The organism is Deltaproteobacteria bacterium, from assembly GCA_021737785.1.
GTDB lineage: Bacteria > Desulfobacterota > DSM-4660 > Desulfatiglandales > Desulfatiglandaceae > AUK324.
Window position 1 is genome coordinate 1 of sequence record JAIPDI010000017.1, and the last position, 14,342, is coordinate 14,342.

At 47.7% G+C, this 14,342-nt stretch carries 11 protein-coding genes and 1 pseudogene; all 12 read right to left on the minus strand.

Going from position 1 to position 14,342, the window contains the following annotated elements:
• The coding region (locus K9N21_10005) for a hypothetical protein (protein ID MCF8144242.1) at positions 1-231 on the minus strand (231 nt) is incomplete at its 3' end.
• 237 nt (positions 232-468) lie between these two features.
• Complete coding sequence (locus K9N21_10010; protein MCF8144243.1) at positions 469-2,253, minus strand: amidohydrolase; 1,785 nt, start codon at positions 2,251-2,253, stop codon at positions 469-471.
• 483 nt (positions 2,254-2,736) lie between these two features.
• Positions 2,737-5,097, minus strand: a complete 2,361-nt coding sequence (locus K9N21_10015; protein MCF8144244.1) for a PAS domain S-box protein — start codon at positions 5,095-5,097, stop codon at positions 2,737-2,739.
• Positions 5,098-5,354: 257 nt separating this feature from the next.
• Positions 5,355-6,263 (minus strand): hypothetical protein, encoded by a 909-nt coding sequence (locus K9N21_10020; GenBank protein MCF8144245.1) that lies wholly within the window; start codon positions 6,261-6,263, stop codon positions 5,355-5,357.
• A gap of 6 nt (positions 6,264-6,269) precedes the next feature.
• Positions 6,270-7,283, minus strand: a complete 1,014-nt coding sequence (locus tag K9N21_10025) for an HNH endonuclease (protein ID MCF8144246.1) — start codon at positions 7,281-7,283, stop codon at positions 6,270-6,272.
• Between the two features lie 86 nt (positions 7,284-7,369).
• A complete protein-coding gene (locus K9N21_10030) occupies positions 7,370-8,410 on the minus strand; it encodes a serine/threonine protein kinase (GenBank protein ID MCF8144247.1) in 1,041 nt (346 codons plus the stop codon).
• A gap of 159 nt (positions 8,411-8,569) precedes the next feature.
• A complete protein-coding gene (locus K9N21_10035; protein ID MCF8144248.1) occupies positions 8,570-8,947 on the minus strand; it encodes a hypothetical protein in 378 nt (125 codons plus the stop codon).
• Positions 8,948-9,773: 826 nt separating this feature from the next.
• Positions 9,774-10,178 (minus strand): FMN-binding protein, encoded by a 405-nt coding sequence (locus K9N21_10040; protein ID MCF8144249.1) that lies wholly within the window; start codon positions 10,176-10,178, stop codon positions 9,774-9,776.
• A gap of 184 nt (positions 10,179-10,362) precedes the next feature.
• Entirely contained in the window at positions 10,363-10,881 is a 519-nt protein-coding gene (locus K9N21_10045) for a hypothetical protein (protein MCF8144250.1), read from the minus strand.
• 123 nt (positions 10,882-11,004) lie between these two features.
• Positions 11,005-11,562 carry a flavin reductase family protein gene (locus K9N21_10050; GenBank protein ID MCF8144251.1) on the minus strand — a complete coding sequence of 186 codons (558 nt, stop codon included), beginning with the start codon at positions 11,560-11,562 and terminating at the stop codon, positions 11,005-11,007.
• A gap of 300 nt (positions 11,563-11,862) precedes the next feature.
• Entirely contained in the window at positions 11,863-13,503 is a 1,641-nt protein-coding gene (locus K9N21_10055) for a bifunctional metallophosphatase/5'-nucleotidase (GenBank protein ID MCF8144252.1), read from the minus strand.
• A gap of 637 nt (positions 13,504-14,140) precedes the next feature.
• Positions 14,141-14,281, minus strand: a pseudogene (locus tag K9N21_10060) (type II toxin-antitoxin system RelE/ParE family toxin).
• Between the last annotated feature and the right edge of the window lie 61 nt (positions 14,282-14,342).

Here is a 14,342-nt window from a genome sequence, read left to right on the forward strand (position 1 = left end):
GCCATCATGTACACAAGAGATTTCCGTAGGTTGGGTTAGCGGCTCAGCAGGAAAGGCATGCTCATTTTCTCCGTACGCTCCTAAAAAGCACCCACGTGTTTTCATCACGTTTATCAAGCGTAACCCAACATTCCGATGCAGTAATTCACATACACAGCTATTTTGTTGGGTTTCGCTCCGCTCTACCCAACCTACGAACTTGTCCACCCGTTCGTGATTGTTGATCGCCATCGGTGGTTGCTCCTTTTATCTTGCTATCAGTTCCGCACAGGCCTGGTAAATCTCTCTCAAGGGAAGGGCCTCAATACGATCGCGTCCTTATACGGATCGACATAAGAATCTCATTATTACAGTCCAGGGCTGGATGATACAAAAGGCTTCTATCGTTATATGAAACGGGCTGCTCCTAGGTGTAATAAAACACTACGAAAAAACGATCTAAAAACTTTGAAATCAGATTGTGTTCAGTCATAAATCGTAATCTACTGATTTTTCGGTATCGCCGAAATCTTCATAGATAACATGCCCATTGAAGACGGTCAGACTCACTTTCACTTTGACCAGCTCTAATGGATCGAACGAAGCGTCGAGAATATCTTGCGATAGAATTACAAAATCGGCTGCGTAGCCTTCTTTTAGCTTGCCAAACCGATTGTTCTCATTAGCGGTATAGGCGACATTTACGGTAAAGGTTTTAAGGGCTTCTTCAATCGATATATTCTTGTGCGGCCACAGGCCTCCCTGAGGATTACCCTCAAGATCCGTTCCATTAACCATAACGTGCATACCCAACATCGGGTCTCTGTGAGCAAGAGGGAAATCACTTCCTTGAACCACAATTGCTCCAGCATCGACAATATCTTTTAACCGTTGGTAACGGTTTTTCAATCGCTCCTTTCCAAACACTTGTTCAAGGTATGGTATAAAATCACTCGGATAAGAACCCATATAGTTCATTACCACCACCACACCCAGTTCATCAAAACGTGATAAATCCGACCCTTTGATCCACTCCGCATGTTCGACTGTGTGGCTTCTGGTGCGAGGTGGGTTCAGGGCAGCAACGTCCTCCAGAACATCCAGGGCCTCGGTCACAGCGCGATCGCCCATGGTGAGCACATTTATTGATAATCCGTTTATGTCGGCTTCAAATATTTGACGTCGTACTTCATCCATATCCTCCAGCGGATGTCCGGTAGTAGGAACTCCATTGGCGTTGTACGCCTCATGCATCCAAAGGTGGTAAGGCAGGTCGAGAATAATCTTGATGCCGTCCGCCCGCAAAAAACCATCATAAACGGGATTGCCGGCAATTTCATTAGCCCTTTGCGCAAACATCTCAATATCGCCATCTTTTGAATACGGAGTGTATAGATGATCCAGGATGACCCGAACAGGCAGGTTGTCTTCCAATAGAATCTGTTGATAAATCTGAGTAATGTCCAGATCCCCATCTTTGGTCCAGATACCCGTAACGCCCCATTGTGCATACTCTTCAAGAATCTTTTGTTGCAGTTGAACTTGAGTTTCAAACGTTAGCGGTTGCTGTTCTTTTACACTGCGAAGCAGAATCCCATGGGTGGAGGCCAGCTCTGTCTCAACCAGGTAGCCCGTGGCCAGACCTTGTTCATCCCGAAAAATAGTTCCTGCCGCCAAGTCGGGCGGATCGCTTTCAAGTATGCCCGCGACTTCAAGCGCTTTTGTATTGGTCCAGTGTTTATGGCCACTGGAATGAACCAGGTAACAGGGTTTGTCTGGGACGATTTCGTCGAGCAGGTCACGCGTTGGCTGGCTGTTTCCCTCAAAAACACCATCCGTCCAGCCGAAAAGTCGTGGATAGGTGTCTTCGGGGTGTTTTTCTACGTATTCACGAAGTATATCCTGCACCTTTTGAACACTGTCGGCTTCAAACAGGGTGGGGGCACCCGGACTCGTTAAAACATAGGGGGTCTGTGGGTGTGTGTGGCCATCCCAGAATCCAGGTACGATCAAACGTCCCCCTGCATCAATGACTCGACCGGTGGAAGTTTCAGCATCCATGGCTACAATCATGCCATCCATAACTGTCATTGAGGTCTTATAAGGATCTTGAGGATCTCCTGTCCAAATCTTGGCATTGGTGATGGTAATATCTCCGCCTATCGAATTGAGTCCCATCTCACCTGCATTATTATCATCAGAACAGCTCACAAAACCCATCACGCTAACCATCAGTGAAAAAACTATCAATACGTTTAGACATAGCTCCTTCATAAAATACCTCCTTATATTTTCAGTTGAAGTGTTCTGTGACTAACAGAACATAGGTCCCCTGTCAATACGAGCTATTACGAAGTATTTATGCGTCAAGAGCAGGTGTTTGAGCCCCTTGAAGGGAATCTAAGGAGTCAACACCGGAGTCTATAACCTCGAAAATCCAGCATATGAAGGTTACCCAAATCAGGGTTCGGCATCCCATGGCTTTCCCAAACGCTATAATACGTGCATGATCATCGTCTCTGAGCACTCCCCATTTGGTGAAGGCTACAAAATGAAAAGTTGAAAAGTCAACAAGTGAAGGATACTAAATATTGGGTTCAATTTTGGGCGTCGGGAAATCTCAAAGATACTTGCATGATGGTAACCCGGTGGCTGGGGAAAATCAAGTTCGGAATATTATTGGTATCCTTAAGAAAATCGGGGCCAGGCTACTCAGCTTTCGGATAATTAGTCGTGACTTATGGCGCGAATTTAATCCTATTTCTTGTCCAGCACCTCCCGAACCTTGCGCGCCAAACCTCCCGGTGAAAAAGGCTTTTCAAGAAAATTAAGTCCCGGTGCCAAAACACCGTGACGAACAATAGCGTCGTCCGTATATCCAGACATGTAAATTACCTTCATTTGCGGGTGGAGCGCTTGCAACCGTTCTGCTGTTTCCTTGCCACTCATCTTGGGCATCACCACATCAGTTACTATCAGATCAATCGGCCCCCCGTGTTCCTTGCTTGTTCTCAAGGCATCTTCCCCGTTTTCAGCCACCAATACTCTGTATCCATGGGGCTGGAGAGACTTTTGCGCAAGTTTTCGAATGCTATTGTCATCTTCTACAATCAAAACGGTCTCAGAACCCCTAAGGTTCTCCACAGGGGGTTGTTCTTTTTTCTCCGCCTTAATATCTCTTTTCACCCGGGGCAGATAAATTTTGAAGGTGGAACCCTGTCCGGGCTCGCTGTAGACCCATATAAACCCATTGTTTTGTTTGACAATGCCGTAGATCGTGGACAGGCCCAATCCTGTGCCCTTGCCTTTCTCCTTGGTGGTGTAAAAAGGATCAAAGATATATTCCTGGACTCCTTTGTCCATCCCAATGCCGGTATCACTGACAGTCAGCACCACATAAGAGCCTGTTTGCTTTTCAACAATGCCGTGTTCATCAAAATGGTTATCGTTCAGATCCATGTTGGCCGTTTCAATGGTGAGCTTGCCTCCCAAGGGCATGGCGTCCTTGGCATTGACCGCCAGGTTCATAATCACCTGCTCCATCTGTCCGGGGTCTATCTCTACCTTCCATAAGGCAGATTCCTGGATCATCAGAATCTCAATATCCTCTCCAATCAGGCGGACAAGCATCTTCTCTATCCCTGTCAATAATTTATTCAGATCCAGGATCTCAGGCTGGACAATCTGTTTGCGGCTGAAGGCGAGGAGCTGGCGGGTCAAAGCGGCTGCCCTTTCCCCGGCTATCTTGATTTCCTTTATCTCCTCAGTTAAGGGTTTCTCAGTGTCGATATCCATTAACATAAGGTCCGCATACCCGATGATAGTGGTCAGTATATTGTTAAAATCATGGGCCACGCCGCCTGCCAGTGTGCCGATGGCTTCCATTTTCTGGGCCTGACGGAGCTGCGCCTCGATCTGCCTGCGCTTGGTGACATCGGTGAAGAACCCCACGTTGCACTCCAGGCCGTCGATGATGCCCGGGGTCGTTTGGACGTCCGCATAGAAGACGCTGCCATCTTTCCGGAGGCAGGGGATACTCGGAGAGAGATGCTTATCACCACGCGCCTGGGTCTCGAAGTCGGCCAGGACGTGATCGAGCGACTCTTTGGGGTGGATATCCGTCACGTCCAGCTCTATGAGCTCTTCTTCGGAATACCCCAACATCTCGCATATGGCTGGATTACAGTATTTGAATCTCTGGGTCTCCATGTCCGCCACCAGTATACCCTCTGCAGCTCCTTCAAATATAATCCTATACCTTTCTTCTGATTCTTTGATTGTCTGTCCTGCAGACTCTGCAAGCAGGTCTTCCAATTGCCTGCGCTCGGTAATGTCCTCAATAGCCAGGAGGATGATCCGTTCCCTGCCCATCGCTTGTTCAATCTGCCTGGCATTCAAAAGCATTGTGCGCCTGCCGATGGTGGCAAAATCGTGTTCAACCTCGTAGTTATCAAAGGTTGTTTCCTGGGGAAGTATGGTTTCCAGCAGTTCCCGCAGCTTGGGGATATCCCATTGTTTGTTGCCAAGGTCATAAATAAGCTGCCCCACAGTCTCTTCAGGTTTTACCTTGAAAAATTCATAGAAGGAACGGCTGACGGTGACCACCCTGAGGTCTTGATCCAAGGAAATTAAGGGTTCACGCACGGTGTTGATAACGCTCTCAGCAAATTCACTGGCTTCATCTGCGGTTTTTTTGATGATCGCCAGTTCTTTTCGGGTCTTTTCCAGGCCGTCTTCTATCTTCTTACGCTCGGTAATGTCCTCAATGGCCAGGAGGATAATCCGCTCCTTGCCCACCGCCCGTTCAACCTGCCGGGCATTCAAAAGCATTATACGCCTGCCGATGGTGGCAAAATCGTGTTCAACCTCATAGTTGTCAAAGACGGTCTGTTGGGGCAGGATGGTTTCTAAAAGTTCCCGCAGCTTGGGGATATCCCACTGTTTGTTGCCAAGGTCATAGATAAAATTGCCTAAAGTTTCTTCCCGCGTTACCTTGAATGAATCAATGAAACTTCGGTTTGCTGAGATAACCTTCAGATCTGAATCCAGCACCAAAAAGGGGTCACGTATTGTCTCTACGATATCTTCGAATATCTGGTCTATCTGAGTCTCCACCACAGTGCTCTCCTCCGCCCATTAAATCTTGACTTTATTTTGTTTGAATAATGGGGCCTTTGAATTGTCAAGGATTCTTGTATGATGGTAACCCGGTGGCTGGGGAAAATCAAGTTCGGAATATTATTGGTATCCTTAAGAAACTCGGGACCAGGCTACTCAGCTTTCGGATAATTATTATGGAACGAGCTGATCATGGCCGGCGCGCTTGTTTGCGCCGTCCACTGCAGAAGTAGGTAGGCTTTCTGAGTTAACCTTGTTCACTTCGGTGTGTATAGGATTGCCCCTCCCATCGATTTCATTTTAATAGGATTTACGAAAATACCATATTTCTCCTGAATGTATTTGACTACAGCTTCCTTATCTCGCGATACATCCGTGTCTGCGACAAGAACGTCATTTTGTTGCTCTAATTTGTGAGGGTCTGTGAGAGCCTGACCAGACTCAAATAGTTGGTATAGAAGGCTGCAGCGAAATTCCTTTAACCTTCTTGAAAAACTGTTCACGCTCAGTTCGGCCCCTCTTCCATTATCAAGAACGACCGCATCAAGAGATGGGTACTTGAAGAATTCGTTATGATCGAAGTAAAAACAGTTTGCGTGCGAAAAACGCCCCGATTTATCACAAACGAGAAGATGCCTTGTACCGTAAAGAGTGGCTTTCATGAAATCAAATGCATCAGAAAACAGGCTTTCTATCGCTCTGAACCAAATGCATTTGAAACTATGGGCATCATCGGGCGTTTGTTCAAGTTGACTTACACCCTCCCGGATTATCTTTCCAAATGTATTTGATCTATGTAGCTGCTTCTCATAAGGAACAATCTCCAAATAGTTGCTCCTATTTAGGGCTGCTGTGAATTCTGGGTGATCCTCTTTCGTCTTGACCTCGATAAGAAACGATTGGTTACCTTTGGTCGCTCGTATATCTGCTCTCCGCCCTTTTTGGGGTTCTTCAGGAATCTCTGAGGATGTGAATCCGAAATCCTGAAGTATCTCTATGACAGCCTGTCTCTCGATGTCCTTGGGCATAGGAGTTCTGCCTAATGTTTGCGCATAACGTGCATTGAGACCTACTGCCAACCTTGCCAATGGTTCAACACCAAAACCCGCCGCCAGCACCCAAGAAAGCCGACGCGTGATGGCGTCGTAGTTAATGCGATTTGTCATGCAGATTCATGTTACTGCGATGCAGTTAATCTCATTCTTTTCAGTAACAGTCCAAAATGACTTCGTCGACTTATCGAGCTCCTGTTGGTAATCAAGTGCATATAAGTCTATTACTCCGAGATTATTCTTCAAATTGTTTACGTAAGCTTTAGAAAGTGGCTTTGTTGTCAACACAAATTCAATGTGACCAAAGAATGCTACACGTAGTATCGTAATATAATCTGGAAATGCCAATCTAATGAGGTGGACCGGGCTAAAATACTTAATGGTGGCTTCAACTCGCGTTACAGACAGTCCTCTCTGTATTTTTTGTTGGATAATCGAAGTCAACAGTAGCCGTCTCAACTCCACATTTTCCTCACTAAACAACTCTGCTCCACCGTAAAAAAACATGATCTCATAAGCGATTTTCGCAATCAACGGAAAAAGATCTGCTGTTTCCCGAGGAGTAGCACTGATTGAGAGCTTGTCAGAGCGTTTGCGAAGGGTCAATCCAAGCTCAACACACTCGATGGTATCGCCAGGTTGTGCCTTTTCGTACGACGAACTTAACTCTTCAAGCAGTTCCTTTATGTGTTGATCGGATAAACCTACTTCAGGGAGTCTCTTATCGCGTTTCACATTTCGCTGCAACGATTCAATGTAGTCGCGTTCAGGTGCAATGAGACTACCGTCTCGAAGACGTTGCTCGGGAAAATAAAAAGCTTGTCCCCTTGATTTGCCGAAGAGTAGCTCCACGTCCGCAGCCTTACCGGTGATATTGAAATGCCGATTTAGGATTCCGTCGCGGTCGTGAGGGATATTGAGAACTTCAAATGCCCGAAGCACATCAGGTAACTTTAGCAGTTCTGCATCTATGTTAGCACCGAGGCTACTGTTGCATTCGACGCAGACGGCATCATCGAGAAATAGATTTCCGCCTACGCTCTTTGGAATGACATGCTCGCGATTGAACCGCACCTCATTATCAGTGCGATCACAAAAGATGCAAACAGCTTTATGATTGACGTCGTCAGCCATGTAAATAACGGACCGATCTGCATAACGGGCTGCTCAGGGGCGGCGCGCTTTATCACCGTCCCCCGCAGCAGCAGTGTTGGGCTTCTTTAATCAAGTTTCTTGCGGCTACCCAAAGCCTCCTTGCGTTTTGCTGAATTGAATGGGAAACATACACCGCAATACGTGCATTGCCTCGATTCGATCCCACGAGGATTAGGATTGCCAAATACAGCATGGCTTTGTTCGAATCCCGATAGTTCTCCAAATCCGCAAATTGGGCATCGGGGGCCAATTTCTTCCAAAGGAGGATAGCCAGATTCGATAATAGAACGGACTCTTTTCGCTACAGCCTTGGCCTCGATAGCGGATCCCCATCGGTTACGCCACTCACGACGAATTGTTTTTTCAAAAATATGATGAAGGTGCCAAGTGCTTGGATTATCGGGAAACATTTCTGGCATTGATTTGTCATTGAATGCTGGATTCTCTCGGGAGAATGCTTTTAGACTGGTGATTGCAGACCACAGAATTTTTCCGGCTGAATATAAATCCGCTCCGATTCCGATCATGCCTTCGGACACGGATTCACATTCTGGAGCCATATAATTTATCGTGCCAACACCCTCGTCAATCAGCGTGATGGTTTCGCTTCCCTGTAGCTGGCAAAGTCCAAAATCAATCACTTTTATTGTGAGGTCTGGTTTTATAAGGATATTGGAAGGACTTAAATCTCTATGAATGATCTTCGGACTAGCTTTCTCGCACGCTATGAGGGCAGAGCAGATTTGCTCAAATAGGAAAAGTGATCTAAGAGGATCTCCATGGTATGGATTGGACTCGTCCTTAACAAGTTTTTCAAGAGGACGTGCCCCATCAATATACTCCATAACGTAGAATTGAAAATCATCTTCTGGTGAAGAATTATCAATAACGCTTATAATATTCGGATTTCGGAGGTTTTTAATGGTAGAAATTTCTCTACAGAAACGTTCGTAAGCTTGACCAGGCTCACCACGTTTTAGGGCTTTCAGCGCCCAGACGCCATCAAATTCTGCATTCTTATCTCTGACTAGGAAGACTTGTGCTTGCCCCCCTTCTCCACAAGTTTTGCCAGTCAATTCCCAACGCAGATTATTAGGAAATTTCATTTTATTATTCTCTTACAAACTGAGCCGAACGGCAACAGCCAGAAGCAGAAAGGCTTTTTCTGACTGAGTTAAGGATGGTTAATTTTAATTTCCCCCGGCTGTTCAAAACCCGATTGCCATAGTTTTCCTTTCTGCCCTGCCTGGTTTGGCAGCAGTAGACTATCGGTGCTGTTTGGCGGAACCGTGCTCTGTATGTTCATCAAGAGGCTTATCGTCGTGTCGAATTACTTCACCTGTACCAAGCTTCCTAATTATTTTGATATAACGATTATTTTCTCGATCTACGATCTGTTCTACGTGATTCCACACACCATCTTTGAAGAAAAAACTTGGACCAACCCGTGCTTCAAAAAAGGGTTTTCCTCGACCTTCGTGCTTTCCCTTCATTCTTAGCTCGTCATAAAATGCAATCTCTTCGCGCAGAAGTTCATCAGCACACCTACGTTCAGATCCGCAGTGTGGACATGGCTTTCTTTCAGTGCCCTGCTCATAGAAAAGGGACGCATCGCATTCGCAACATTTCCATTCTTGAATCATCGAGAATCGCCTAATATTAATGGTTAGTGCTTCAGTCCTGATGTCCAGCAATAATTTTATGTATCCGCATAGAATGCGGGGAGTTGTTTGTTTCTGCCCGTATAATACACGTCCTTAAATTGTTCCATTATCTCGTTAACCCTAGACTTTTTGCGTGTCGTGATATACGAATCGGCATAAGACACTCATTCTTAATGGCCATCCACTCGAATTTTTCGATTCAACCATACTTGCATTATCCTGCATGAATGATGCTTTTCAGGATTCAAATGCTATTCGAAAGCCCAAATCGAAACCGCAATTTTCTGACAGCCATATTGGAACATCCTGATTTAAACGATTGTGTCGATATCTACCACACAACATCTTTGGGCGCAACCAAAATGAGCTATATTCTCAAAGAAATTCTTTATTGAAAGGGAAAAGCATTGATTGAGGCTAAACTGGTTATCTTTTTTTTCAAGCTATATCAGTCCCGGGGAAAAATCATGATAGGGCGGGTTAAGCCTCGTGCGTGAAGGAAGCCACATCATCTGGATAACTCAAAGATTTAACACCACCCGGAATTACAGATATCTAATTTCGAGCTCGGGCTTTCGATTCTAAAATACAATGAAATATCGGATAGATAAGAGGCTAAGAAGAGTCTGTCGAAAAGAAGGGCTTTCATACCGGATGGTAATGGTTAAAATAACCGGGGATTGTGTCAAGGCTGTCTTCGCCCGGAGAGCCGGTTCAATACCCCATATCCCTGTCCCGGATTTCCAGAGGACCTGACCAAGGCTCCGGGCCTTTTGGACCTGCAGTTCGGAGTCCATTGAAAGGACTAATCCGAATAGGCCTTTTCAACGGCCCGCTGTACCGCATTCATGATGACCAGGCTGCTGTTTGTGGCCCCGCTTACCGCATCGACCTGTGTTGACTGCTGTTCTATGATCCTTTTGAGGGTAAGTGATTCGGCCTCCTTCCCCCTTAGCTCCCAGTGTTCGACCATTTCAATATGGACGATCCTGTTATCTTCGATGGTTACCCTCACGACGGCCTTGTTAGGCCCTCCCCTATAGACTCCTTCGTAGGTCCCACCCTTGAGTTTTCTCTGCTCCAGGGGTTCCCCGATCATGGGTGTTGCCGCGCAACCGGCAAAGAGGATGGCAAGCAGAATACAGGCGATTCCACGCCCAATAGGTCTATTGCCACGGGGATTGTACCTGAAGATTCGACTGCGAAACATCGGTTTGATAACCCCCTATTCCAGGCGCAACAACAGCACAAAGGGCAAGCTTCTAAAGCCTACCCCGCGCTTCCTGACCAGGCCATGTCTAAAAAGGCAGGGATGGCAGATGGGTATTATTTCCACGGGCTCTCCTGCCGGCCATCACCGTGGCGAGGGTGGCAGGTAGGTTTGAATTTCATGCTTACCTGGAAAAGGCCTTGTAAAGCTTGGCTGCGCCAATCATGGCTGTGCCATGGAAGGCCGCATCAAAGATATCCTGGTCGCTCCAGCCCATCTCCCGCAGCTTTTCCACGTCGGTTTCCTGAACTTCTTCCGGTGTCTTGACCACTTTGAGAACAAAAAGCAGCAGGGCCTTCTGGAAATCCTCCAGCGGTGCATTTTCGGGATTGGCCTTGAGGGCTTCCAGATCAGCATCGGAAAAACCGCCCGCCATTTTGAGAAGCCCTGCATTCAGATTAATGCAAAACGTGTAGTCATTCGCTACCGCTGACAGGTATCGAATCATGGCCAAGAGGCCCATATCCAGTTTTTCGCGGGTCATGAAATGCCGGATAATTCCGCTCTGCAGGTGGACCAGTTCCGGGCTTGCGCTCATAAGGACGAGAGGGGCTGGGACCGGCATTTCCTTGGGAAACACCGAATAGGCTTCCGCAACTTTTCCCGTAGCTTCCTCCGGTTTCACGGTTTTCAAAATAAACATGATTTTCTCCTTTCCGCTTTTTAAGGTTGATCATAGGATGTATCCGTTGTTTCGCTCTCTGCGGTCAAATCGGGTGCCTTTTTTGGCTCAGGTTTGACCTGCAACCAAAATCGCAGACGCTGCTTATTCATCTTTTCCCATACGAAAGGCTTTCCCGATAACACCTCCCAGGCACTGATATTGCGCAACTCCTACAGTGAATATGAGGGGATCTATCTTAGCAGGGTCAGGTTTCCCGTCGGTCATGCAACTCTCATCCACATATGTTTCAAGAATCTCTCCAATAATCAACATGTGGCTCTTGAGATCCAGGGAATGAATCACTTTGCATTCAAGATTAACGGGACATTCGCGAACGAGGGGAGCCGTCTGCAAGACTCCGTAAAAAATCTCAAAAAGTCCCGATTTATCTCTTTTCTCACCTGAATAGATCCCGCAGAAATCCACCTTCCGGGCAAGACTTGTAGACGGCACGTTAATGGAGAAAGTCCCTTGTTCGTTAATACCCTTCAAGGTGTGTCTCACTTTTTGTAACGCAACTGAAATAGCCGGTGGGCTGGATGCTGCAATACCACACCAGGCAGCCGTCATGAAATTGGCTTTTAGGTCAACGTTTGCTCCGACCAATACCGCCGGCATTGGATAAAGGAGTGTTTGAGGCCCAAGTTTTATTTTTTCCATGGTATTCTTTCCTTTCTCAATCCGTTCCTGCGGGATACCCTCCCGAGTCGAGATTGAATTCCCGGTTTCAAAAGATCTGCCAGCAGACTGACTTCCTGACAGCCTCAATATGTTCGCCATCCTGGTGCAGAAAATTATGTGGCGGCGTAACACAATCGGATTTGCAGATCTGATGCTACCTCTCGCCCCGTAAGACGAAAGACTGCCTCGTGAATTGCTTTTCGCCTCAGGACCATGTTACCTGGACACAATCGGCCCGGAGGAGTTAAGAGGAGAGTGTCGGATCCCGCACCAAACCGTTCAGTCGAGCCCATCAAGACCGTTCAGGTAAAGTATCCTTCCGTCAATTCCCGGCGATATGGGGGTATGCTGGATCACATAATCCGCCAGGATATCGGTAACTGTCGTGGTCGTAAGGGTTTTCTTGAGATCTTCTCTCAAAAATATGTAATGCCCGTCTCCGCCTTCTGCAATGTAGTCGTTGACAAGGACAGTATAGGCTTCGGCAGGGTCCAGGGGGACCCAGAAGCCTTCCTGCCAGACCTCCGCTTTGACGATCCTGGACCCCGGATTGAGAATTTCGGAAATCTCCCTCCCCGAATAGACGGCGCAGAAGCCCGGTTGTTCAAAATCAATGGTGATTCTGAGACCACTGACCTGGAGAAAGCCGCCTGTGGAGGCCCGGTTTCCGTCCGCACATCCATCTCCTTGGATACGGACCGCCGACGCGGAAACCTCCAGCGCTTCCTTGATGTGAGAACCCAGCATCTCAACACGGACAAGTTCATTCCAGTAAGGGAGCATTTCGTTTACAGTCAAGTAACTTATGGGCCCGGCTGGGTATATGGCATCACCACGGATGGAACCGGCGTTGACCGTCGCCACATCCGAGTCTGCGAACCTGCCTCTCCAGCTATCCGCTACCAGGTCGCCCAAATTGGTCTCACCCGAGCGAAGCCTATCCTTGCGGCCATCCAGATCAACCGTGGAGTCGCCAATCTGTTGCCCGAGTCTATGCTCATATTCCGAGACGTATCCCTCCATCAGGGCCTGGATTTCAGGATCATGCCCGACCTTTGCGTCGATCAGGATCCGCTGCCATGTGGGATTTAAGATAAAACCGCCCTCAACGGTAAATCTAAGGACACCGAGATACTCGCCGCCTGGCCCTTCCTGGATAATGATCGTGTCCTTGACGGTTTCATGAACAGGTTGCCGATCCTGACCATCGACAATAATGTCGATGCCCGTGACGTTTTGAGCGAGTTTGGAGGCCCAGGCATAACCGATATGGGTGAGCCCGATAATCAGATCGCAACCGCCTCCCCTCAATTCGTCCACCAGTCCCTGAGCCAGGGGGATGATCTCCCCAGAAACGCGGACCCCACCGCCAATCGGATTGCACAACAAAGAAAACTCGGGTGTCATCATGCCAAAAATGCCGATGCTCACCCCGGCAACCTCCTTTATTACATAGGGCAGGATTCGACTTGAGAGGTCCGCGTCATCCACAATAAGATTGGCAGATACCAGATCGAATTGGGCAAAGGTCAAGGCTTGTTTGTACATATCTGTGCCGTAATCAAACTCATGGTTGCCGGGCGTGGCGACCTCATACCCGGCAAGGCTCATGCCCTCCATCTCGGGCTCGCCCTGGAACATGCGGTAAAAGGAACCCAACAGGTCATCTCCGGAAGAGACCAGCAGGGCGCCATCCACCTCACTGCGGATCTGCTTTGCGGCTGATGCGATCCGGGCCAGCCCGCCCACTGTCAGTGTTTTCCCGTTTGAAACGACCTCGCGAGAAACGATGCAGCTTTGCAGGTCAGCGGTCGTCATCACTGCGATCTTTACAGATGACTGATCGGTATGGTGATTGTCCGAACAACCCACCCAGACCCCCGCCGCCAGCACAAAAGCAACAAAACGTGTCCAGTTCATGCGCCTCAATCCTCCCCTGCTCCCGGTTCCGAACCCGAGGCAGTATTGAGAACAGCCTCCTCACACTTTCCGATAACCGAGTCAAGCCGACCTTATTGAACCCCTTCGCAGATCCGAAGAGAAAATATAAACAGGTCTTGTACTGAGAACCCAAGTTATCACAGAATCGGTCTCGCTGCAAATTGTACGGGCTGCCTTCTCAGGAGGTCGGTTCATTCGGACAAAAGCGTTTTGCTGGGGCGCTGTCGATGGCTTCTCTAAACGATATGGGCAATTGGGAAGTGTTGAAACTGTGGTGTCAGGGCTTCGTGTGCCAAAGGAATACCATCTGGATAACTCACAGATTCAGCACCGCCCAAAACGTGAGATAACTGCCATCTCGCTCAGGCCTCTGATAGCAGAATATCTAATAAGATCAATTCGATACATGATCATCTTCCTATATCTGATGCAGGCGCGCTTGTCGATAACCTCTCGGCTTCAGCGCGTGGCGTCTTGCCATCGCCTGCGCGAAGGATAATATGGAGAAATAGACCTGATTTCGTACGGAGAAGTGATCGACAAAAATCGTCGTTTTGCTGGCGGTCTGCTTCATCCCATGGTTGGCGCTAATATGATGGTCCTTTTGGAAGTGTGTACCATGCCACACCGCAACAATCCAAACGACATCGTTTTTAACTTTACAGAAAAATCGATACGGCGATATGATCACTTCTCGGTGGGGGAGTTCTGGAAATTCAGGTATAATCCTTCCGGATTCAGGGAAGTCCTCAAGCATTCGTAGGATTTTTCAGCCCGTTTCCGAAAATCAACAGCAGAAAACAAATCGGTGATAAAAT